Origin of the sequence: Qipengyuania citrea, assembly GCF_024171405.1 — a bacterium.
Taxonomy (GTDB): domain Bacteria; phylum Pseudomonadota; class Alphaproteobacteria; order Sphingomonadales; family Sphingomonadaceae; genus Qipengyuania; species Qipengyuania profunda.
In genome coordinates, this window is sequence record NZ_JALJZT010000002.1 from 684303 (window position 1) to 707353 (window position 23051).

22 protein-coding genes are annotated in these 23051 nt (G+C 63.4%); 6 read left to right on the forward strand and 16 right to left on the reverse strand.

Annotated features, from left to right (window positions below; all coding sequences use genetic code 11):
* Positions 1 to 6: 6 nt before the first annotated feature.
* From J2S32_RS04195 to J2S32_RS04255, 13 genes are all read right to left on the reverse strand, one after another.
* Complete coding sequence (locus tag J2S32_RS04195) at positions 7 to 687, reverse strand: OmpH family outer membrane protein (protein ID WP_253516781.1); 681 nt, start codon at positions 685 to 687, stop codon at positions 7 to 9.
* Entirely contained in the window at positions 687 to 3386 is a 2700-nt protein-coding gene (gene bamA, locus J2S32_RS04200) for an outer membrane protein assembly factor BamA (protein ID WP_253516783.1), read from the reverse strand. Before bamA ends, J2S32_RS04195 begins: the two co-directional genes overlap by 1 nt.
* Before the next feature lie 171 nt (positions 3387 to 3557).
* The gene (gene rseP, locus J2S32_RS04205) at positions 3558 to 4700 is read right to left on the reverse strand and encodes an RIP metalloprotease RseP (RefSeq protein WP_253516785.1); all 1143 of its coding nucleotides are present in this window, start codon (positions 4698 to 4700) and stop codon (positions 3558 to 3560) included.
* A gap of 2 nt (positions 4701 to 4702) precedes the next feature.
* Complete coding sequence (dxr, locus tag J2S32_RS04210) at positions 4703 to 5854, reverse strand: 1-deoxy-D-xylulose-5-phosphate reductoisomerase (protein WP_253516787.1); 1152 nt, start codon at positions 5852 to 5854, stop codon at positions 4703 to 4705.
* Complete coding sequence (locus tag J2S32_RS04215; protein ID WP_253516789.1) at positions 5851 to 6564, reverse strand: phosphatidate cytidylyltransferase; 714 nt, start codon at positions 6562 to 6564, stop codon at positions 5851 to 5853. The genes dxr and J2S32_RS04215 overlap by 4 nt, the downstream gene beginning before the upstream one ends.
* Complete coding sequence (gene uppS, locus J2S32_RS04220; RefSeq protein ID WP_253516791.1) at positions 6551 to 7234, reverse strand: polyprenyl diphosphate synthase; 684 nt, start codon at positions 7232 to 7234, stop codon at positions 6551 to 6553. Before uppS ends, J2S32_RS04215 begins: the two co-directional genes overlap by 14 nt.
* A 25-nt stretch (positions 7235 to 7259) precedes the next feature.
* Positions 7260 to 7817, reverse strand: coding sequence for a ribosome recycling factor (frr, locus tag J2S32_RS04225; RefSeq protein WP_253516794.1), 558 nt, complete (start codon positions 7815 to 7817; stop codon positions 7260 to 7262).
* Between the two features lie 28 nt (positions 7818 to 7845).
* On the reverse strand, positions 7846 to 8562 hold the full coding sequence (gene pyrH / locus J2S32_RS04230; RefSeq protein WP_253516796.1) for a UMP kinase: 717 nt from the start codon (positions 8560 to 8562) through the stop codon (positions 7846 to 7848).
* 287 nt (positions 8563 to 8849) lie between these two features.
* On the reverse strand, positions 8850 to 9776 hold the full coding sequence (gene tsf, locus J2S32_RS04235; RefSeq protein ID WP_253516798.1) for a translation elongation factor Ts: 927 nt from the start codon (positions 9774 to 9776) through the stop codon (positions 8850 to 8852).
* A 110-nt stretch (positions 9777 to 9886) separates the two neighbouring features.
* Positions 9887 to 10639 (reverse strand): 30S ribosomal protein S2, encoded by a 753-nt coding sequence (rpsB, locus tag J2S32_RS04240; protein ID WP_253516799.1) that lies wholly within the window; start codon positions 10637 to 10639, stop codon positions 9887 to 9889.
* Between the two features lie 571 nt (positions 10640 to 11210).
* Entirely contained in the window at positions 11211 to 12023 is an 813-nt protein-coding gene (locus tag J2S32_RS04245; RefSeq protein ID WP_437181916.1) for a CDP-alcohol phosphatidyltransferase family protein, read from the reverse strand.
* Positions 12020 to 12772: a phosphatidylserine decarboxylase gene (locus J2S32_RS04250; protein ID WP_253516810.1), complete on the reverse strand. Its 753-nt coding sequence runs from the start codon at positions 12770 to 12772 to the stop codon at positions 12020 to 12022. Before J2S32_RS04250 ends, J2S32_RS04245 begins: the two co-directional genes overlap by 4 nt.
* A gap of 39 nt (positions 12773 to 12811) precedes the next feature.
* The gene (locus J2S32_RS04255) at positions 12812 to 13954 is read right to left on the reverse strand and encodes a beta-ketoacyl-ACP synthase III (protein ID WP_253516813.1); all 1143 of its coding nucleotides are present in this window, start codon (positions 13952 to 13954) and stop codon (positions 12812 to 12814) included.
* A gap of 102 nt (positions 13955 to 14056) precedes the next feature.
* Between J2S32_RS04255 and J2S32_RS04260 the strand changes: the two genes are divergently transcribed.
* The 3 genes from J2S32_RS04260 (at position 14057) to J2S32_RS04270 (ending at position 16079) form a co-directional block, all read left to right on the forward strand.
* Positions 14057 to 14767: a Crp/Fnr family transcriptional regulator gene (locus J2S32_RS04260; RefSeq protein ID WP_253516816.1), complete on the forward strand. Its 711-nt coding sequence runs from the start codon at positions 14057 to 14059 to the stop codon at positions 14765 to 14767.
* Positions 14768 to 15545: 778 nt separating this feature from the next.
* A complete protein-coding gene (locus tag J2S32_RS04265; RefSeq protein ID WP_253516819.1) occupies positions 15546 to 15803 on the forward strand; it encodes a hypothetical protein in 258 nt (85 codons plus the stop codon).
* A gap of 129 nt (positions 15804 to 15932) precedes the next feature.
* Positions 15933 to 16079: a hypothetical protein gene (locus J2S32_RS04270; RefSeq protein WP_253516821.1), complete on the forward strand. Its 147-nt coding sequence runs from the start codon at positions 15933 to 15935 to the stop codon at positions 16077 to 16079.
* A gap of 47 nt (positions 16080 to 16126) precedes the next feature.
* Here J2S32_RS04270 and J2S32_RS04275 read toward each other — a convergent pair whose 3' ends face one another.
* The 3 genes from J2S32_RS04275 to J2S32_RS04285 form a co-directional block, all read right to left on the reverse strand.
* Positions 16127 to 16561, reverse strand: a complete 435-nt coding sequence (locus tag J2S32_RS04275; RefSeq protein ID WP_253516829.1) for a hypothetical protein — start codon at positions 16559 to 16561, stop codon at positions 16127 to 16129.
* A 330-nt stretch (positions 16562 to 16891) separates the two neighbouring features.
* Positions 16892 to 17980, reverse strand: coding sequence for a phage portal protein (locus tag J2S32_RS04280; protein WP_253516832.1), 1089 nt, complete (start codon positions 17978 to 17980; stop codon positions 16892 to 16894).
* 26 nt (positions 17981 to 18006) lie between these two features.
* On the reverse strand, positions 18007 to 19899 hold the full coding sequence (locus J2S32_RS04285) for a terminase large subunit domain-containing protein (protein ID WP_253516841.1): 1893 nt from the start codon (positions 19897 to 19899) through the stop codon (positions 18007 to 18009).
* Positions 19900 to 20056: 157 nt separating this feature from the next.
* Here J2S32_RS04285 and J2S32_RS04290 point away from each other — a divergent pair, with 157 nt between their 5' ends.
* The 3 genes from J2S32_RS04290 (at position 20057) to gpM (ending at position 22952) form a co-directional block, all read left to right on the forward strand.
* A complete protein-coding gene (locus tag J2S32_RS04290; protein WP_253516844.1) occupies positions 20057 to 20911 on the forward strand; it encodes a GPO family capsid scaffolding protein in 855 nt (284 codons plus the stop codon).
* A 58-nt stretch (positions 20912 to 20969) separates the two neighbouring features.
* A complete protein-coding gene (locus tag J2S32_RS04295) occupies positions 20970 to 22061 on the forward strand; it encodes a phage major capsid protein, P2 family (protein WP_253516849.1) in 1092 nt (363 codons plus the stop codon).
* Positions 22062 to 22172: 111 nt separating this feature from the next.
* A complete protein-coding gene (gene gpM / locus J2S32_RS04300) occupies positions 22173 to 22952 on the forward strand; it encodes a phage terminase small subunit (RefSeq protein WP_253516854.1) in 780 nt (259 codons plus the stop codon).
* Positions 22953 to 23051: the final 99 nt, after the last annotated feature.

Sequence of the window (23051 nt, forward strand, 5' to 3'; positions counted from 1 at the left end):
TCGTGCCTAGCGGCCGGTCGGCTGCGCGGGCTGCTGCTGCTGCTGCTGCGCGGCCTGCTGGGCTGCCTGCTGCTGCGCGACACCGAGGAGGACCTGCGACACGGTCTGCTGCGCGGACAGCGATTCCTGACGGGGACGCCAGTCGGCCGGCGGCGTGATCTGGACGCTCGGCATGCGCTGGTTGAGCGCGGCGACGAGGTCGTTGGTCACATTGACCGCTTCGGGTGCCCACTGGATCGCGTCCGGGTTCAGCAGCAGCTGGATGTTCTTCTGCTGGATGACCTGCTGCTGGACATTCTGGTAATCGTTGATCAGCTGCTCGATAGCATAGGTCTGCGCGAGCACGATCGGCTGCGAAGCCTGGCCAAGCTGCTGCTCTTTCTGCTGGAGCTGCTGCACGACCGTAGGGTTGGCCTGCGCTTCGGCCTGGCTCAGCTGGCCATTGTTGTCGGTATCGAGGCTCTGCTGCAGCGTCTGCATTTCCTGACGCAGCGTGCGGATCTGCGCGATCTGCGCCGAATACTGCTGGTCGATCTGCTGATAGGCATTGATGCGCGCCTGGCTGCGCACGATCACGGCTTCGGGGCTGCTGGTAGCGATGCCCGAAACCTGCGCGGCGGCGGGAGTTGCGATGGCTACAGTGCCCGCAAGCGCGGCGGCAGCAATGGTCTTGGCAAAAAGTTTCATCAGAATTGCGTTCCTACGTTGAAGGAGAAGGTCTTGGTGTCGTCTCCGACCTGCTTCTTGAGCACGTGAGATACATCGATCCGGAACGGACCGAAGGGCGAGTTCCAGTTCACGCCAATGCCCACCGAAATACGCGGTGCGGGGCTGTCGCCGACGAAGACTTCCTTAAAGAAGGTCCCGCCGATGACGTTGCGTTCGTTCTCGGTCCCATCGGGTGCGAAGCGATTGGTTACTGCCTGGAGGATGTCGTTGCCTTCATCGTCTACGCCGGGCTGCAGATAAAGCAGATTGCCGTCCCCGTCAGTGGCTTGCAAGCCATCGGGGTAATCCTGCAGGACCGGGCGGGTAACGCTGAACAACGACCCTACGTCCAGGAAGATCGACGGACGCAGGCCCATCTCACGCGCTCCGCTGCCGAGCGGAATCTCGAGTTCGGCGCGGCCGAGGTAATAGGCCTTGCCGCCCAAGGCATCGTCCACGCGGCTATCGCTGGCGAGCGCTTCCTCGATCGTCTGCGAGACCCGCGGCGTGGCGGCATCGCCATCGTCGTCCAAATACTGCAGGCGCACGATGCGCGGTCCAACACCGCGGATGTCGAACCCGCGCATTTGCGGCTCGCCGAGGAAGAAACGATCGGTCAGGCGAACGTCGTCCTGCCCGGCTACGTTATTGTCCTCGAGGCTGCGAATCCAGCCGCCTTCACCGGTCACCGAGAAGATGAAGCCCCCGCCGACGGGCCAGTACTTACCGGCGCGGGCGCGCGAACGGACATATTTCACATCGCCGCCGAGCCCGGCCAGTTCGGTCGTCCAGCTGATCGTCTCGCCACTTGTGGGACGCAGGCGGCTGTTGAGCGTGTTGTAGTTGAGCGTGAGCCCGACGATCGAGCTGGTCCGCTGCCCGATCGCCTCGCACAGATAACGACTGGCAAGGATCGGATCACAGGTCGCAACCCCGTCGCCATCGCGATCAGAGAAATACAGTCCTTCGTCGAGCGTCACGTCGTCGTAATTGAACGTATAGCTGGCAACCGCCGAGGTGTACTCGGTCAACGGAACGCCCGCACGCAGCTGGGCGCCGGTGGTCGACTGCGCAAAGGTGGTGTTGCGCTCGTTATTGCGGAAGTTGAAGCTGTTGGTGTCGCGGCGATAGATATCGACGCCCGCCGAGATATTGCGGTCGAACACATAGGGTTCGGAAAAGCTCACCTGCGCCGATTTTGAATAGCGCGAATAGTTCAGGCTGAGGCCGACCGTCTGGCCTCGCCCGCGGAAGTTGCGCTGGCGGATCGAGCCCGCAAGAATGAAGCTCTCGAGGCTGGAGAAGCCAGCCGACAACTGCAGTTCGCCGGTCGCCTGTTCTTCGACATTGGCCTCGAGCACGATCCGGTCGGGGGCGCTGCCCTCGACCTGGTTGATTTCGAAGTTTTCCTGGAAATAGCCCAGCGAATTGATGCGTGCGGTCGACCGCGCGACCGACAGCGAATTGAAGGCATCGCCTTCGGCCAGGCGGAATTCGCGGCGCACGACCTTGTCCTGCGTCAGCGTGTTGCCGTTGACGTCGATCCGTTCGACATAGACGCGGGGTGCTTCGCGCAAGGCGAAGGTCACGTCCATCGTCAGCGTGTCCTGGTTGCGGCTGAACTGCGGCTGGACGTCGGCAAAGGCGTAACCGAAGGTTCCGGCCAGCTCGCTGAGCTGCTCGACCGTGTCCTCGACCAGCTTGGCATCGTACCAGTCGCCGCCCTGCATCGGCAGACGCGCGGTCATCGCCTCATCGTCGAAATCGCGGATCTGCGATTCGACATCGACCGTGCCGAATTTGTACCGCTCGCCTTCCTCGACGACATAGGTGATGATGAAGTCGCGCTTGTCGGGGGTCAGCTCGGCGACCGCCGAAACCACGCGGAAATCGGCATAGCCTTCGGTCAGGTAATACTGGCGCAGCTTCTGCTGGTCGAAGGCCAGACGATCGGGATCGTAGCTGGTGTTGGAACTGAGGAAGCTGGTCAGGCGGGCCTGCTTGGTCAGCATCTCGCCGCGCAGCTTCCCGTCGGAGAAAGCATCGTTGCCGATGATGTTGATCTGGCGAACCTTGGACTTGGGTCCTTCGCTGATCTCGAACACGATATCGACACGGTTCTGCGACAGTTCGACCATCTTCGGCTCGACCGTGGCGGCGAAGCGGCCCTGGCGCTTGTACAGCTCGATGATGCGGGAGACGTCGGCGCGGACCTTCGAGCGGGTAAAGATCTGCCGCGGCGACAGCCGGATTTCGGGCAGCACCTTGTCGTTCTTCAGCCGGCGATTGCCTTCGAGGATGATGCGGTTGATGACCGGGTTCTCGACAATGGTGATGACCACATCGCCATTGTTGTTGACCACATTGGCGCTGGAGAACAGCTCGGTCGCGTAGAGGTCCTTGAGGACCTCGTCGCCCGCGGCCTGCGTCCACGTGTCACCGGGGCGCAGCTTGATGTAGGACAAGATCGTCTGCGCCTCGAGGCGCTGGGCGCCGCTGACAGCGATCGTGCGCACGACATCCTGCTGGACCGCCGGTGCGGCTGCCGGGACTGCGGCAGCCTCTTCCTGGGCAAGAACCGCGGTGGGTACACCTGCAAGCATGGTGCCGGCCAGCAGGCCGATAGCCAGCCGCGCGGCAGGGTTGCGTCGCGTGGCGGCAGAAGCAAAATTAGTCATCGACAAGGAGATTCCCGTCCTCGTTACACTTACAGCAGACCCGGCTGGTGCAGCCCCGATCCGGCATCGGGCCGCGTTGTGCGGGGCGGCCTTGCCGTCCCCTGCCCCATGCGTCCGTGGCGATCAAGCTTTGCTGCGGTCTATTGCCGGTTACCCGCTCCCTTTCCCCGGCTAATTCCCGAAAACGGGAAGCGTCACCAGATCGTTGATTGTGACGAACACCATCAGCATGAGCACAAGGGCCACACCGGCGCGGTACGCCACTTCGGTTCCACGGGGGCCGACCGGCTTCCGGCGGACCGCTTCTGCCGCGTAGAAAGCCAAGTGCCCGCCGTCGAGCGCCGGAATTGGCAGGAGGTTGATGAATGCCAAGTTAAGCGAAATCAGCGCCGCGAAATTGATAAAGGCCATCGCGCCGAGGCTGAGCTGTTCGCCCGAGAATTTCGCGATCTTGACCGGCCCGCCCAGTTCCTGGACCGACCGCTCGCCGGTGAATATCTGGCCGATGCCGGTCACCATCATGTCGACGATCCCGATCGAGTGATCGACCGCCAGGCCAAGCGAGGCAACCACGCCCTGCGGTTCGAACTCGAAGCCCGCGGCCGCCGGTGCGATGCCGATCAGCCCGATCTTGGATACATTGCCGAACCGGTCTTCCATCTCGACGCTGCGGACGGGCACGGCAAAGCTCTGCTCGGCGCCGTCCCGTTCGACCGTGATGTCGAGCGTACGCCCGGGATAGAGCATGATCGAATCCTGCAGGTCGCGGAAGTCCTCGATCCGCTCGCTTTCGACCGCCACGATGCGGTCGCCGATCGCGATACCCGCTGCGCGCGCAGGCGAAATTTCGGCGAATTCGGCGACGGTCAGCTGTTCTTCGGGATTGCCCGGAACCGGCTTACCGTAAAAGGCGAAGAAACCCGCGAAGATCGCCAGCGTCAGCAAGATATTGGTTGCCGGCCCGGCAAAGACGATCAGCGCGCGCTTCCATAGCGAGGCATGATGGAAGCTTCCCGCGCGCTCTTCCGCGCTCGCTTGTGCCGCGGCGTCGGCATCGGGAATGCTCGCCGGGTTCATATCGCCCTTGAACTGGACATAGCCGCCCAGCGGCAGCGCGCTGAGCTTCCACCGCGTGCCACGTTTGTCCGTGAAGCCCCAGAGTTCCTTGCCAAATCCGACCGAGAACGCTTCTGCATGGACGCCGAACCAGCGACCGACCAGATAGTGGCCCAGCTCGTGGATCGTCACCAATGGCCCCAGCAGCAGCGGGAAACCGATGACGTAATAGAGCCATAAAGGCAGGTTCAGTTCCAAGGTCAGGCAGGCTCCAGAATGCGGGTGGCACGGGTGCGGGCGTCTTCGTCTACGCGCAGGACCTCTTCGAGGGTCCGCGGCGCCGGGTGCAGATCACCCTGCTCGAGAACGCTCTCGACCAATACCGCGATGCGGCTGAATACAATCTGACGCTTCAGGAAAGCGGCCACCGCGATTTCGTTTGCGGCATTGAGCACCGCCGGGGCCGCTCCGCCCGCTTCGGCGGCCTGCCGCGCAAGTCGTGTCGCCGGAAAACGGTCTTCATCGGGGGCGAAGAAGGTCATCTCGCCAATTGCCGGCAGGTCGAGCGGGGCCATTGGCGTATCCATCCGCGCGGGCCAGGCAAGGCACGAGGCGATCGGCACGCGCATGTCGGACGGCCCCAACTGCGCCAGTGTCGAGCCATCACGGTATTCGACCATCGAATGGATCACGCTTTGCGGATGCACGACGATGCGGATGCGGTCGAGCCCGACGGGAAACAGGTGATGCGCCTCGATCAGCTCAAGACCCTTGTTGAACATGGTCGCGCTGTCGACGCTGATCTTGGCGCCCATATCCCAATTGGGATGCGCGATCGCCTGCTCGGGCGTCACTGCGGACAAATCCTCGACCATACGCAGCGGACCGCCGCTGGCGGTCAGTGTGATCGAGCGGACGTCCGCGATCTTGCCGCCCTGCAGGCACTGGAAGATGGCGTTGTGCTCGCTGTCGACGGGTAGCAGCGTGGCCCCGTGCCGGGCGACGGCGGCGGTCATTACCTCGCCTGCGGACACCAGCGCTTCCTTATTGGCCAGCGCAATCGTGCCGCCCTGTTCGATCGCCGCCATCACCGGGCCCAGCCCGGCGCAGCCAACGATGGCCGCCACGGTGATCGCGGCAGGACGCGCAGCCGCTTCGCAGAGCGCACTACGCCCGGCCGCGGCTTCGATCCCGCTGCCCGAAAGCGCGTCACGCAGGTCATCGAGGCACTTCTCGTCGGCGACGACGGCAAGTTCGGCCCCGAATTCACGCGCTGCCGCAGCCAGCCCCGCGACGTTGGAATTGGCGGTCAGCGCGACGACGTTCCAGTCCCCTGGATTGCGGCGGAGGAGGTCGAGCGTCTGCTCGCCTACCGAACCCGTCGCACCGAGGATGGAGATCGACCGTGTCACTGCGCGGCACCCAGCAGGACACCTGCGAGCAGCACGACGGGGATCATCCCATCGGTCCGGTCGAACACGCCGCCATGACCCGGGATGAGCATGGACGAATCCTTCACCCCCGCCTTGCGCTTGAGCCAGCTTTCGAAGAAATCGCCGGCCTGTGCTGCCACGGCAGTGAGCGCGCCAAGGCCGAGCATCTGGCCGAACCGGGTAACATCGATGGCAGCAGCCGCATCGCCGCGCATGGCGGGGGCGACGAAATAGCTCCAGACCGCGATCCAGATCGTCGCACCGACGATCCCGCCAAGCAGGCCCGCCCAGGTCTTCGATGGGCTGATCGAAGGCGCGATCTTGGGGCCACCCAGCGTGCGACCGAAGAAATAGGCAAAGCTGTCGACGAACACGACGGCGCCGATCACGCCGACCACCAGCGGCAGCGGGAACCGCGCCAGCATATAGCCCGCAAGCCCGATATAGATCGCGCCGCCGAGGATACCGGCGAGGCGGAAGGCCACGGACGGGGTGGCTTTCACCATCAACAGTACGAATTCGACCATGGTCGCAAGCGTGACGGCGAGGATGAACCAGCCCAGCCACGGGGCACCGGCGACCAATGCGCCGACTGCGAGCGCAATCATCACCACGGCGGAGACGACCCGTACGGGCAGATCGGCATTCTTGCGTACGGGCGATGCCGCAGATGTCTCAGCGTCCGCCAAAGCGCCTCTCCCTCTCCGCGAACTCGGCCAGCGCCTGCTTCAGGTGATCGGGCGTAAAGTCCGGCCAGAGGACGTCGAGGAACAGCATCTCCGCGTAGGCCGCCTGCCACAAGAGGAAATTCGACAGCCGCACTTCGCCGCTGGTGCGGATCAGCAGGTCGAGCGGGGGCAAATCCGCACTGTAGAGATGCCGGGCGATGCCCTCTTCGGTGATCTCGCCCTCGGCCGCCGCTTGCCGCGCCGCCTGGACGATTTCGGCATGCGAACCGTAATTCAGCGCGACCGCGAGCGTGCGCGAGCCCGGCGCGGTCTGCTCCAGCGCATCCTCGAGCATTTCGACGATATCGGGCGCAAGTCCGCGCCAGTCACCGAGAATATGCAGCCTGACGTCGTTGGCCACGAATTCGGGCAGGTCCGATTTGATGAACTTACGCATCAAGTTCATCAAATCGTCGACCTCTTCCTCGGGCCGCTTCCAGTTTTCGCTGCTGAAGGCATAGAGCGTCAGGCACTCGATCTCGGTACCCTGGAGACCGCGCACCAGTTCGCGCACCGCTTCCACGCCCTTGCGATGCCCCATCGCGCGGGGCAGATGCTTGCGCTTCGCCCAGCGGCCGTTGCCATCCATGATGATGGCCACATGGCGGGCGCTCGCCCCTTCCCCAGTCATCCTTTCACTCCGCGTCCTGCCCGCCTTACTGCGTCAGGATTTCCTTTTCCTTCTGCACAGCGGCGGCATCAGCTTCGGCTACATAGGTGTCGGTCAGCTTCTGCACTTCATCTTCGCTGCGCTTGCGCTCGTCTTCCGAGATTTCCTTCTTCTTCTCGCCTTCCTTGAGCGCTTCCATCCCGTCACGGCGGACATTGCGGATGGCGATCTTGGCCTGCTCGGCATACTGGCCGGCCAGCTTGGCCAGCTCCTTGCGCCGTTCCTGGGTCAGATCGGGCATCGGCAGGCGCACGTTCTGCCCGTCGATCATCGGGTTGAGCCCGAGGTTGGCCTTGGCGATACCCTTTTCGACCGCAGTGACATTGGCCTTGTCCCACACCTGCACGCTGAGCATGCGGGGTTCGGGCGCGCTGACCGTGGCGACCTGGTTAAGCGGCATCATCGAGCCATAGACCTCGACCATCACGGGATCGAGCAGGCTGGTGTTCGCCCGGCCGGTGCGCAGGCCGCCAAGATCGCTCTTGAGGCTCTCGACGGCACCCTTCATGCGGCGCTCGATATCGGCTTTGTCGTATTTGGCCATGGCGGCTTCCTCTGTCTTGTCTTTGCGTTCAGTTCTTGACGATCGTCTGCACGCCTTCGCCGCTCAGCACACGGGCGAGATTGCCCTTGTCGCGGATCGAGAAGACGACAATCGGGATCTTGTTGTCGCGGCACAAAGCAACGGCGCTGGCGTCCATGACCTTGAGGTCGTCGGCCAACACCTTGCCGTAAGTCACCGTATCGAAACGTTTGGCGTCCGCGTTCTTCTTGGGGTCGCTGTCATAGACCCCGTCAACGCTGGTGCCCTTGAGCAGTGCATCGCAATTCATTTCCGCTGCGCGCAGCGCGGCACCGCTATCGGTAGTGAAATAGGGCGCGCCGACTCCCGCGGCGAAGATCACGATCCGTCCCTTTTCGAGATGGCGCTCGGCGCGGCGCCGGATCACCGGTTCGCATACCTGGTCCATCTGCACCGCGCTCTGCACGCGGGTCTGGACGCCAAGCTGCTCGAGTGCGCTTTGCATCGCCAGTGCATTCATCACTGTGGCAAGCATGCCCATGTAATCGGCCTGCGCGCGGTCCATCCCCTGCGCTGCGCCGGCCATGCCGCGAAAGATGTTGCCCCCGCCGATGACGAGGCAGATTTCGAGGCCGGTTTCCTTCGCCTGCTTCACTTCCTGCGCGAGCTCCAAGACGAAGGCCGGATCGATCCCGAATTGCTGGTCGCCCATCAGCACCTCGCCTGAAAGCTTGAGGAGGACACGTTTCATCGTCGAAAGAGGCATGGGCGGAGAGGGATCCGTGTAGCGTAGGGAGTTGCGGGTCCTTAGCCATGAAGCAGGAAACGCGCAAAGGGAAAGCCGGGGTTCGGTGCGGGAGGGGAAAACGGCGGGCCCCGGTTCGCAGACCTCGCGCGAGCGAGACGCAAACGGCCCGCCGGACACGAAAGCGGTCGCCGAACCGAAGTCCGACGACCGCTCCCGAATTCACGCGTCCCGGAAACATCGGGCGCAGGAAACTGCACAGATAAAGAACTGACGGTCCAGCCCTTTATCGTGCGCGATACACAGAATTAGCCAGCGACGGCTGCCGCGACTTCCGCGGCGAAATCGCTTTCTTCCTTCTCGATGCCTTCGCCGAGCTGGAAGCGGACATAATCGACCAGTTCGATCTTGGCGCCGGCATCCTTGCCGGCCTGCTCGACGACCTGCGCGATGGGGGTCTTGTTATCCATCACGAAGACCTGGCTGAGCAGCGCGTTTTCCTTGGCGTACTTGCCGATTGCGCCTTCGACCATCTTGTCCTGCACGGCTTCGGGCTTGCCGCTTTCGGCAGCCTTTTCCTTGGCGATCGCGCGTTCACGCTCGATCACGTCGGCGTCGAGGCCTTCGGCGGTCAGCGCCTGCGGGAATGCCGCGGCGATGTGCATGGCCAGCTTCTTGCCGAGTTCTTCGAGCTTGGCGGTATCGCCTTCGCTCTCGAGTGCGACGAGCACGCCGATCTTGCCGAGGTCGGGGGCAACCGCGTTGTGCATATAGGGCACGATCACGCCGTTGGTGACCGAAACGGTCTTCATGCGGCGGACCTGCTGGTTTTCACCGATGGTCGCGACATTGTCGGTCAGCTTGTCCGAAACGGTGCCGCCATCGGGATAGGAAGCAGCCTTGAGCGTGTCGATGTCGTCACCCGAAACGCCCAGTGCGACCTGCGTGGTCTTGCGGACGAAGTCCTGGAACTTGTCGTTCTTGGCGACGAAGTCGGTTTCCGAGTTCACTTCGACGGCCACGCCCTTGGTGCCTTCGACAGCCACGCCGACAAGACCTTCGGCCGCGGTGCGGCTCGACTTCTTCTGGGCGGTGGCGAGGCCCTTGGCGCGCAGTGCGTCGACCGCGGCTTCGATATCGCCATTGGCGCCTTCGAGGGCCTTCTTGGCGTCCATCATGCCCGCGCCGGTCTTCTCGCGCAGGGCCTTTACGTCAGCAGCAGTGAATGCAGCCATGGTCGTTTCCTTCTTGGTATGGTGTGCGGGCACCGGGCCAGCTGGTGGGCGGCCCGGCGCGTAGCTCCGCTTTGTGACGGGCGCATGATGGCGCCCGGTCAATCGAGGGATCAGGCCTCGACGGTTTCTTCCGGCGGGTTTTCCATCGCGCCGACATCGGCACCCGAATCCTGCACGCTGTCACCCTTGCCGCTCTTCGCGGCATTGGCGACTGCATCGCAGTACAGGCGGATGGCGCGGGCCGCGTCGTCATTGCCCGGGATCGGGAAGGCGATGCCTTCGGGATCGACATTGGTGTCGAGCACCGCAACCACCGGAATGCCGAGGACGTTGGCTTCCTTGATCGCCAGGTCTTCCATGTTGGCATCGATCACGAACATCACGTCGGGAATGCCGCCCATGTTGCGAATGCCGCCGAGCGACATTTCAAGCTTGTCCCGCTTGCGGGTCAGGTCGAGCACTTCCTTCTTGGTCAGGCCCGCAGTGTCCCCCGACAGGCGCTCGTCGAGCGTCTTGAGGTACTTGATGCGTTCGCTGATGGTCTTCCAGTTGGTCAGCATGCCGCCGAGCCAGCGATGGTTGACGAAGTGCTGGCCCGAAGCGAGCGCGGCTTCGCGGATCGCGTCCTGCGCCTGGCGCTTGGTACCGACGAACAGCACCTTGCCGCCCGAACGTGCGGTCTGCTGGATGAAGTCGAGCGCACGCGCGAAAAGCGGCACGGTCTGCGACAGGTCGATGATGTGGATGCCGTTGCGCGCGCCGAAGATATACGGCTTCATGCGCGGGTTCCAACGGTGGGTCTGGTGGCCGAAATGCGTGCCGGCCTCGATCAGTTCCTGCATCGTGACGGTAGGAGCCGCCATAAGTAAATTCCTTTCCGGTTATGCCTCTGGAAAGCTGGAACCCGAATGCGGTCATGTCCCGCGGCGGGCACCGGTCTGTGCGCCTTCCATGTGGATTTGCCCGCTGCGCTGCAGCCGAAAATCGGCCGAATCCGCTGCGGACCGCGCGCACTTAGCGCCGATGAGTGGGAAAATCCAGACTCGATTTGCCGCAAAAAATGCGGGGCCGAACGGGAAAACGCTTGACAGTCGAGAACAAAAAGAGAACATTGTTCTCATTCGCCGGAACCTCCGGCGGGCGCTACGGGTTTTCCACTAGATTTCCCCGGTCTGTCAACAGGCTTGTCGGCAACCGGGCAGGGAGATTTCGCGATGTTCGCATTGTTCCTCATTACCCTTCTCGCTGCCATCGGCCTGGCAACGGCGACCGTGCTCGCCGACAGCGGGCTGCGCTGGTGGTCCGCTTTCGCTCGTCTGCGGAGTGAATTGAAGGGCGCACCCGCCCCATTGCCAGCACTGCGACCGGCCACGACTGCTGGCTCTCAGGCCGCGTTCGATCGGTCGGGTGCGGTACGGTCTGCCGGCGGCAGGGTCAGCTACGCCGCTTGACCCGCGAGTAGCGCAGCAGGCTGTAAGGAAGCAGCAACAAGTACCCGGCGCAGATGGCGCTCAGCGTCCACCAGGGTTCGACGAGCAGCGCCGCGAAGGTCAGGCCCACGAAAGCCAGCACTTCCAGCCGTATCCCGCGGCGCGGGCGCAGCGAGGTCCAGCTCGGCGTGGCCATGTTCGAGATCATCAGTAGCGCAATGACGGTCAGCCAGATGCCCACCAGCAGCGGATGGCGCAGCACGTCGAGACCGGTGGCCATCCACAGATAGAACGGTGAAAAGGCGAGCCCCGCCCCGATCGGTGCGGGAACGCCGGTCAGAAAGCCAAGCGATTTGTGCGGCTGCTCAGACACATCGATCTGCGCATTGAAGCGCGCAAGGCGCAGCGCGCAGCAGATCGCGAACGCCAGCGCGGCAAACCAGCCGAGGCGCGGCTCGGCCACCAGCGACCACAGAAAGATGATGATCGCCGGTGCGGTCCCGAAGCTCAACGAATCGGCAAGACTGTCGAGCTCCGCACCGAACCGCGACTGCGCCTTGAGCGCGCGCGCGATCCGCCCGTCGACCCCGTCCAGGATCCCGGCGATGATCACTGCCACCACTGCAGCAGACCAGTTCTCGTCAATCGCAAACCGGATACCGGTCAGGCCTGAACACAGCGCGGCCGCGGTGATTGCATTGGGGATCATCGCGCGCAGGGTCAGCGCCCTCGTGTGCACCTCGGTGGGTTGTTCGTCTTCCGTCGCCTTCGGGCCGAGGCGGGCTCCGCCCTCCGGGTCGGCGCTGGGGGCGGTCACTGCGACACGCCCTCGATCAGCCGCTGCGAACCGATTTCGGCCAGCACGGTTTCACCCGCGATGACCTTCTGGCCGAGCAGGACCCTGGAATCGGTCCCGGCGGGCAGATAGACATCCACCCGGCTGCCGAAGCGGATCAGGCCGATCCGCTGGCCCACGCCGACACTGTCGCCGGGCTTGACGAAGGGCACGATCCGCCGCGCGACGAGGCCGGCGATCTGCGTGAAGCCGATCTTCTGGCCGTCCATCCGTTCGATCAGGACGTGCTGGCGTTCGTTTTCCTCGCTCGCCTTGTCGAGGCCCGCATCGACGAAACTGCCGGGGATATATACCACGCGGCGCACGGTCCCGGCGATCGGGGTGCGGTTGATGTGGACATCGAACACCGACATGAAGATCGAAATGCGCGTGACCGGGCCCGGCGTCAGCCCGGCATGGCCGCTGCCATCGTCGATCATCAGTTCCTCGGGCGGTTCGACTTCGGCGATCAGCGACACCAGGCCATCGGCCGGGGCGACGATCAGATTGTCGTCCTGCGGCACCACGCGCTCGGGATCGCGGAAGAACGCGAACACGCCAAGCGACAGCAGCAACAGCGGCCAGCCAATGATTTCCCAGTCGAGACCGATCAGGAACACAAGGCTGACCAGCACCGCGATGACGCCGAACTTGCGACCTTCGGGATGGATCGGGGGCCATGACCAGCGAACATCGCCGCGGCCACGATTGTCGAGTAAATCACCTGCCATGTCGGCCAAGTAGGGCCTGCGGGCAGCAGTCACAAGATGTTATGCCACCTTACGCACGAACACCGCACCCGCTGAATAGCCCGCGCCGAAGCTGCAGATCAGCCCCGTATCGCCCGCGGCAAGGTCTTCATTATGCTTGTGGAACGCGATGATCGAACCCGCGCTCGACGTATTCGCATAGGTATCGAGCACCGTCGGGCTCTCGTCCGGCGTGGCCTCGTGGCCCAGCACACGCTGTGCGATCAGCCGGTTCATCCCGGCATTGGCCTGGTGCAGCCACAGCCGCCTCAGTGCCTGCGGATCGATGCCCAACCGCTCGGCTTCGGTGACGATCATCTCGGCCACCATCGGGACGACTTCCTTGAACACCTTGCGGCCTTCCTGGACGAACAGCTTGTCCGGCTTGCCCTCACCCTCGGGCGAAGCGCGGTTGAGGAAGCCGAAATTGTTGCGGATGTTGTTCGAGAACACGGTCTTCAGCCGCGTACCGAGAATATCCCAATGCTGCTTGGGCGCCACAGCGACATCTTCGACCAGCACCGCCGTGGCCACATCGCCAAAGATGAAATGGCTGTCACGATCGCGCCAGTTGAGATGGCCGCTGGTAATCTCCGGGCTGATCACGAGCACGCTCCTAGCATTGCCCGAGCGGATATAGTCGGCCGCGGTCTGGATGCCGAAGGTCGCCGAGGAGCAGGCGACATTCATATCGAAGCCGAAGCCGTCGATGCCCAGCGCCTGCTGGATTTCGATCGCCATTGCCGGATAGCCGCGTTCCATGTTTGACGCCGCGCACAGCACCGCATCGACATCCGCAACATCGCGGCCCGCCCGCTCGAGCGCCTGCCGCGCCGCCTTCACGCCGATTTCCGCCATCACCGAAAGTTCGTCGTTCGACCGCTCGCGCAGCCGCGGTGCCATGATTTCCGGATCGAGGATGGGCGCCTTCGTCATCACATGGCGCGCCTTGATTCCGCTCGCCTTTTCGATGAATTCGACCGAACTCGGCTGAAGCGCTTCGACTTCCCCCGAGGCAATGGCTTCGGCATTGTCGGCATTGAATATCTCGACGTAGCGATTGTAGCTTTCGACGAGCTCTTCGTTGGTGATGGTGTCTTCGGGCGTGAACAGCCCGGTGGAGGAGATGACGGGGCGCCCGGTCAAATTGCTATCGTGACTCATGCCGGCTGGTTAGTCCGGCTCCGGCCATCCCGCAAGTTCCGGTCCTGCCCGCGGTGCAGACACGCCTTGGCATCGCCGCGGGCACCCGATAGTGCTGGCGATATGCAGGATATGCAGCCTTCGCGCCCCCGCAACTTTTGCGATAGCTGCGCCATTCGCAACCGGGCGATCTGCGCCGAGCTGGACGAGCGCGAGATCGACCTGCTCAACACCATCGGGCGGCGCCGCACCCTGGCAGCGGGCGAACAACTGATGTGGGAAGGCGACGAGGCGGTGCTGGTCGCCAATGTGATCGAGGGCGTGCTCAAATTGTCATCGCACTCGGCCGACGGCAAGGAGCAGATCCTCGGCCTCGTCTATCCCTCCGATTTCCTCGGTCGGCCCTTCGGGGAAACCTCACCTTATGGCGTCGAAGCGCTGACCGAGGCGCAGATCTGCGTGTTCGAACGCGCGGACTTCGACCATTTTGCGCGCGAACATCCGCGGCTTGAACACAAATTGCTCGAACGCACGCTTAGCGAACTCGACCGGACCCGGCGCTGGATGTTGCTGCTTGGCCGCATGAATGCCGAACAGAAGGTCGCCAGCTTCCTGCTCGAAATGGCCGACCGGCTGGGCAACGGCGTTGCGGGCGCGCAGACGAGCCTGCTTCTGCCCGTGTCACGACAGCAGATCGCCGATGTGCTCGGCCTCACGATCGAAACGGTCAGCCGCCAATTGACCCGCCTGCGGAGCGCAGGCGCGATCGAACTCCCCTCGCGGCGCGAAATCATCCTGCGCGACCGCGCCGACCTCGAACTGCGCGCAGGGTAACGCCGATCACGCGGATTGCCGCCGGAAATCCCGACGACGTCAACGGATATGAGAGTTTCGGAAAGGGTGGCGGTGGTGGACAGGGCTGGTCGAGCGATTCCCCCCAATTTCAGCGGCTTGCTGATGTCCAACCTACCCTAGCAGCCCACGGAAACCCGCCGCATCCCGCGCGGCGTTGTCCAACCTTTCGGCCCCGATCTGGGCCAAACCATGCACCCAGGGCTGGCGCACAATTCCGCATAGCCGACCAGGGCCAGACCGCGGCGCAGTGCGATCGGTCCGCTCATTGTCGAAAATGGCAGAACCGCGTGCCCACTCACAACGGTCCAGGGTATGCGCGGGAAATGCCTAACTTTTCTAACATCTTCGAAAATTCAGCAGCTTACCTTGTAACATTTAGCTAATATCTATCTTATCAAATTACATATTCTAAAGGTAATATCGCCACCGGAAAAAACCGCGAAAATTCAATGAGGTAAGGAAATCGGTTCGAAAATGTTAGGCTAAGTAATACCGCACTTGTAACCGCAGGAGCGGCGGAATTCCGCCACTTTTCGACCGCGCAGCGGAGCACGTTAGGAAGGTTAGGCGATCGCCGCGACCGGACCCTGCCGCCAGCTGCAGCGTGACCAGCCAACTTTGCATAATTCGAAGCGAAAAAGGGGAGGGCGTGGCGTGGGGGCGAGCGCGGCGCGCGGGTCGGGCGGCATGAAAGTCGGCGGTCTGGATGCCCTGCCCGCGCTTGACCAGGCGCGCACGATCGCGGCAGGGCCGCGGGATGGTCCGCCGCCGCTCGCCTTCGCATTTGGTCCCGCTTCCAGATCCGCTGCCCGATGGCTGGACCGCGCACGATGGCGGCGCGATGCCGGTCGAGCCCGACAGCTTGCCGGCGGTCTGGTTTCGAGGCGGCCAGCGGATGCAGGCCGGCCTGCGCAGCGCGGCCAGCTGGGAAGGCTGGGCCGGTCGATCGACCGGCAGCTGCTGGACCTGGGAGGGGGACGCCTTCGACATCGTCGCCTGGAAGCCCACGCAATGAAGCCACGGGTCGAATTCGCGCTACTTCTGGCGCTGTTGCTGTTCTTGATGCTGGCGCCACTGCTGACCTAATCCGCGGCCAGGCAAAGCCGCTTTCCTACAAGGTCCGCGCGCCCCTAAATCGATTCGCATGAAGACACCCGAACAACGCCGCGCGGCGATCGAACGCCGCGCATCGACCTGGTCAGACCCTGCCGCTGCCGATCGGCTGCGCCAGCTGGCCGAGGAAACCGACTTCATTGTCGAAGTTGAACCATCTTTCCGCCACCGCGGATGACACCGAAGGGCCCCGCAACCTAGAATGGTCGCGGGGCTTTTCGTGTCTTAGGCCGCCAGGCGATCCAGCAGCTGCTTAAGATAGGGCAGCGCAGTAGGGTCTTTTTCTTCAAAGTAGGCCCAGGCGCGGGTCGGCAGCCACACCTCGCGGAAGTAAGACCGAAAATCAGCCAGGAGCCGTTCGGGATAGGCCTTCGGCTGCACCGGCTTTCGGCCATCCTGGAAAGACTGCACAAAGGTCGGCATTCGATCGGTATCGATGCCACATTCCTCGCGAAGATGACGCGCGAACATTGATCCAGACGAAATATCCGGCCAAAGCCGTTCGGGAAGTTCGTAACCTAGCTCTTCCAATGGGGCGATAAGCAAAAAGGTCATCTCGGTCAGAACCGAGAAATGGCCCACCGGCACCCCGCCCTGGTTGGCGAGATAGCGGGTGATGTGATACGAATTGATGCCCTTGCGGGGCGGCTCCTTGGTCATGGTCGTGATCCCTAAAATGGACGCTGGAAAACAACTTCCGATTGGGCTGATCGACCTTGACCTAATCCGCTGCAAATTGCATATCGCGGTTGAACCTAGGAGAGGGTCGACCAACCCTTTCGTGAAGCCTCGCCAGAGAAATCCGGCGAGGCTTCTTTCATAGAGAATCAGAACGGGGATTCGAAGGCAAGAAGTAATGATTCGGCGGGGAAAAAGTTGGGATAACCCATCGCGATCCCCCGCGCTTACCTACGCTACCATCCAATTGCCGCGGTTCCTCCATATCGAAGTCAGTCGGTGGACTGAATTGACGTTGCCGATTCGCGCGGGTCAGTCTTCGCTGGCAGCCGCAATCCGCTTGCCGGTCGGCGTTATCTGACTGCCATCGCTTGCGTCGTAGTTCGCGAACTGCAGCACTTCGCTTCCCGCCCAGTCATTCACCCGCAACAGGCGCCGGATGATCGGGACGACTTCGACCAGGTAAAACGTGTCCAGCGCTTCGCTGGGCTTGCCGAAGCCGGCCGCATTCTGGGGCACGATGCCCAGCAGGATCGGCGGGACGCGATGCGCGGCCAGCATGTCGTCGCGGCTGATGTTCTTGATGCCGCTGAATTCGTCCTTCGCCGCCAGTTCGCCGACCGGTAGCAGCTGGACGCTGTCTTTCTTGCCGCTGGGGATGTTGAGAAACATATTCTTGAAATTCCCCGCGCCCTTGCCGGCCTTGATCGCCTTTTCGATCTGGTCGGCGGTTTCCTGGTCGCTGAAGGCTTCGCTGACATACAGGATGAACCCCATGTGCGCCCCGTTCAGGTAATAGCGGCGGCGGAACAGCGTTGCGTTCTCATTCAACAGGCCGGATTGCAGCGCGGCCAGCCAGGCCGGCAATCCGTAAATCTCCTGGGCGACATCGGGCTGCTGAAGGTGAAAAATCCGCCCAGGCGCGAACTGATGTTCCTGCGCCACGCCGCTGCCGATGAAGAAGTAACCTTCGTTCGGGTCTTTCGGCGCGCGCATGTGCCGCGCGCTCGCATGGTCCAGCCTGGCGGTCCCGCCCCCGCGGTTCGGGATGTCCTCGAGATAGCCGTTGCCCATCTGCAGGAAGTCCAGCGCCCAGCGTTCGAAATCGTCGCTGGAAAGCTTCGCGGTCGGGACATGCGCGCCGACCAGCAAATTCACCTTCAGCCAGATCGCGCTGCTATGATGCGGCGCCATGTTGAACGCCTGGCAAAGCTTGTCCATCGGCAGCGGCGGTTCAAACCAGCGGCCATTGTGCCAGATCTCGAAATATTGCGACAATTCGCGCCGGTCCAGGACGCTTTCGGCCTCGCCGAAGCTGAAGGCCATTGCCTTCGATGCGCCGGCGCCGCCGCCATCGGGCGCGGCAGTCTCGGCAAGGTCAAGCTGGGTCTGTTCGGTCATGGTCTTCGGTCCCTTGGAAAAGGCGTTCAATCGGAAAAGGCGACGCGCGTGCGGCTTGTCCCGCTGGCTGCCGCGGCAGCGTCCAGCGGTTCATTCGAAAAGGCATGAAGCACCGACCAGGCCAGGTCGGCATGGCCCACGCCTCCGGCGCGGCTCGCGGTATAGGTGACGCGGTTGCCGCTGGCGGTCAGCGTCGGGCGGATGGCCATGAAGGCGGCCATCAGGTCTTTCCAGCTGGCATCGAATTCGACCCGCCCTTCGCGGAACAGCCGCTGACCCTTCAGGACCAACGCAGCCTTGACCGCGACCGTGTATTCGATCGCGCGAACGTTCGGATACCAGCGCTGGACCAGCTGCAGCACCGCCGCGCCGATGCCGCCGCTGGCATCGATCGCGATGTCCTGGACATTGAAGCGCTGCGCGATCGACCGGATGAAGTCGGCCTGCGCCTGAAAATCCATGTTGTTCAGGCGGAACTTGGCGAGGATGCGGAACTTGCCCACGCCTGGCTGGTCAGGCGGCGCGATCACGGTCAGCGCGGCATCGTCGCGGCCCTGATGGTTCGGGTCGTAACCCAGCCAGACCGGTTTGTCGCCGAAGGGCCGCGCGCGCGGGATGTCCAGCTTCGCCGGTTCGAAATCGCGCCAGGTATAGAAGCTGTCGACCCGCGCGGTCGCCAACAAAGCCCAGGGGAAGCTGCTTTCGCTGTCGTCGACGAATTCGCATTCGTAAAGATTGCGGAATTCGTCATCGCTCGCTTCGACGCGCAGTTCTTCGATGTCGACCAGGTCGCCCAGCCCGCCGGCGATGGCATCCTGCAGCGTGACCACCTGGCACCAGCTGCCATCGGGCATGATCTTGCCGCGCTGCAGATTGGCATGGCTGCAATCGAATTCGCGCTGGTCGCCCTTGGGCTTGCCGCGGTTCCATTCCTCGCCGGACCAGAAGGCGAAGGCGTCATGGGTCTTCGTGCTGGGCGTCGAAAAATAGGTGCGCTTGAATATCTTGTGGGTCGCCATCGCGGCGGCGACCTTGCGCAGTTCGGCGAAGCCCTGGGCCCAGAAGAATTCGTCGAAATAGAAATCGCCGCTTTCGCCCTGCGACGTATTCGAATTGGTCGACATCGGATAAAGGCCGACCTGGTCCAGCCCGCCGCCGATCGGTTCGCCGTCTTCGGTTTCCAGCCCGCCGAAGTCCAGCATGATCGGGTCGCCGACCAGATCGACGCCGGTAACGCGCTTGACCCAGCTGACAATCTCGCGGCGGAACTTGTTTGCCTGGCGGCGCGATGCCGAAAGGAAAATCTGGTTGCGCGGCTGCTCGCCGGCCAGCACATCTTCGGCGATCTTCGCCACCGCTTCGCGGGCGAAATACCAGGTCGCGCCGATCTGCCGCGACTTCAGAATTTTCCGCGTCCGGCGCTCGCGCTGTTCCCACCAGCCCGCCTGGTATTCGAAATTCTTATCGTGGAAGTCGTCCAGCAGCGCCTGCCACTGGTCCAGGGTCAGGAAATTCTTGCGCTTGTCGGCGCGCTTGGCCTTGGCCGCATCATCGTTTCGCGCGGCGATCTTCGGGTTAAGGTCGCCTTCCTTGCCGGTCTGGCGATACTTGCGGCAGCGCTCGACCCGTTCCAGCTGTCGCATACAGAAGTCGACCCGCTTCATGTCGCCTTCGGACAGATGCGGCTTGTCCATCAGGTTCGCGACATGAATTTCGAAGGCGTCTTCGGCGACATCGATCGCGCTGAAGTCATCCCAATTGCCGCGCTTTTTCCAGCTGGCCAGCGTCTGGTAATTGACGCCCAGTTCCTCGGCAATTTCGGCCAGCTTCCATTCGCGCCAATACAGCGACCGCGCATGGCGGCGCAGGAATGCCGGATTGGTCAGGTCGGTTCCGTCTCGGGCGGGAAGCAAGTGCATGGCGATGCCATGCACCCCTGCAGCGCGGGCTTGGCCATCGCCTTGCGCGGTCGAAGCGACATCCACCGCGCAGCGGCGTTGCGCGCAGGCGCATCTGTCGGCCCTTAGTGCGCTTCAGATTGCACACCTGCCCCCGCGCAACGGAGCCTAGACCGCCATGAAGACCAAAAAGTTCCTGCTCGCCACCGCCGGCGCCACCGTCGACGGGCGCACGATCGATGCCAACATGCTGACCGAAATGGCGGAAGGCTATGATCCGAAGACCTACGGCGCGCGCGTCAACATCGAACACATCCGCGGCATCAGCGGCCAGGCGCCCTTCCGCGCCTATGGCGATGTCCTGGAACTCTCCACCGCCGAAGTCGATGTCAACTTCCACGGCCAGACCGAAAAGCGCCTGGGCCTGTTCGGCACGCTCGACGTGACCGATGATGCGAAGGCATTGAACGATGCCGGCCAGAAGGTTTACCCGTCGGTCGAAATCGAGCCCAACTTCGCCGGCAAGGGCAAAGCCTATCTGATGGGCGTGGCGCTGACCGACAGCCCCGCGGCGATCGCCACCGAGCGCATGGCCTTCAATCGCTCCATTCCCGGCGCGCTGACCCTTGCGGCAGATCGGCCCGAACAGGCGTTCGCATTCGAATTCGCCGACGCCGAAGGCAAGCCGAGCGAGGCCGCCGAAGGGCTGATCGGCAAGTTCGGCGCCATGCTCGACACCGTCTTCGCCAAGCATGGCGGCAAGGAAGGCGAGGTGCCCAAGCCGAAGGAAGGCGACGCCCCCCAGGCCGGCGACCTCGACTTCGCCCAGCTGCGCCCGCTGTTCGAAGGCTTCGCCCAGGATGTCGCCGGTTCGATCGACACGCTGCGCACCGAAATGCGCGGCGAACTCGACCAGTTCGCTGTCCGCATCAAGGGCATCGAAGGCAAGGTCGAAGGCACCCCTGCCGACACCTACAACCAGCGGCCCGCCGCTGCCGGCGCCAATGGCGACCAGCAGCTGACCGACTGCTGACCGCCCAACCCGCAACCCAAGCAAAGCCCCGCATCCGCTTCGCTAAGGAACCCGCTCCATGAAGACCACCACCCGCATCAAGCTTGCGGCCTTCGTTTCGCAGATCGCCATGCTGAATTCGCTGCCGGCGCTCGCCGAGCCTGGCAACGGCACTACGAAATTCAATGTCGCGCCGAACGTCGAACAAAAGCTGGAAGACCGCCTGCGCAATTCCAGCGAATTCCTGCAGGCGATCAATGTCATTCCGGTTTCGGAACAGGAAGGCGCGGTCCTGGGCGTCGGCGTCTCGCGGTCGATGGCCGGACGCACCGACACCAGCGGCGGCGCGCGCCGCAACCCCACCGCCATCGGCGGCGCGACCGAAAAGCACCGTTACCTTTGCCGCAAGACCGACTTCGACTGGTCGCAGCGCTATGCCGTGATTGATGCCTGGGCGCATCGGCCGGAATTCCAGACCTTGCTGCGCGACGACATCCTGGCCCAGCAAGCCGAAGACCGCATCACCATCGGCTTCAACGGGACCAGCGCGGCGGCCACTACCGATCGCGATGCCAACCCGCTGCTGGAAGATGTCAACGAAGGCTGGCTGCACAAGATCCGCACCGACGCGCCGGCGCAGGTCATGGCCGATGGCTTCGAAGCCGGCGCCATCTACATCAAGGCCGGCGTCGAACTCTACGACAGCGAAGCCGACAATGCGGCGACCGCGAAGGCGGACTATTCGTCGCTCGACGCGCTGGTCCTGGACGCCAAGCGCGGCATCCACCCGCGCCATCGCGGTTCGAATGACCTGGTCGTCATCGTCGGCCATGATCTGCTGGACGACAAATACTTCAACATTGCCCAGAAGACCGGCGCCACCGCCACCGAAGTCGAAGCGACCGATCGCATCATTCGGTCCAGCAAGATGCTGGGCGGGCTCGAGGCGATCCGCGTGTCGGGCTTCCCCGGCAATGCGGTGATGATTACCAAGCTGTCGAACCTGTCGATCTATTGGCAGGAAGGCACCCGCCGGCGCCAGCTGAAGGACGAACCCGAATTCGACCGCGTCGCCAACTATGAATCGGTGAACGAAGCCTATGTCGTCGAAGAATACGAACTGGCGGTCCTGATCGAAAACATCGTCAACGGCGAAAAGCCCGCGGCCTAGCTGATGCGCTGGGGCGGGCTTGATCGAGCCCGCCCCGCTTCGACCGGCTGACCTGGCCGGACCCCTGCCGACCAGGTCAGCCAACCCGAACCGAACAAGGAAGCCCCCGCAATGTCGACCAGCCCGTTTCTGCGCAACCGCCACCGCCGCCTGGCCGCTGCCGCCGGCAAGGCCGCGACCGCCGGCATCCCCCAGGCGCCCGACGAAGCCAGCGAAGCCGGCCAGGAATATGCGGTCCTGAAGGTTCGCCTGGACGACAATTTGCGCAAGCTGGCCGATGTCGCCAGCCATGAAGCGCGCCTGCCGCTCAAGGCGGAATTCCTCGCTACCTTCCGTCCCTGGGTCGAAGGCGTCGTCGAAGCCGATGCGCCGGTCCAGGATGAAATCCTGCTGACCAGCATGGTCTGGGCGATCGATGTCGGCGACTTCGAACGCGCGGTCGACCTGGGCGCGTTCGCGCTGAAGCATGGGCTGGCCATGCCCGAACGCTACAATCGCAGCGTCGCCTGTTTCCTGCGCGAAGACATCGCCGAAGCCGCGCTGGCAGATGCCGATGTGGTCAGCCTGGAAACGCTGGTCCGCGTCGACCATCTCACCGCCGACGCCGACATGCCCGACGCCGCCAAGGCCAAGCTGGACAAGGCGCTGGGCCGCGCCTGGGCGGCCAAGGCCGACAGCTTCGATGCCGCCGACGACAATGCCCCCGCCGGCGGCGCCGCCGCATTCGTCGACCAGGCGCTGGGCAAGCTGCGCCGCGCGCTTGGGCTCGACAAGAAGGTCGGCGTCAAAAAGGACATCGAAAAGCTTGAACGCCGCCTGCGCGATCTGCGCACCGAAGCGGCGGCCAACGGCGCCGCCCAGGAACAGCAAGCCGGCGACGCCGGCGGGTAAAAGGACGCCCCACGGCGCTGGGGAGGCGATTGCGCCGCGATGCGATGGCTTCGGCCTGCAGCTGACCGGTTCTTTCTCACCTCCCCACTTGCCGGCGGG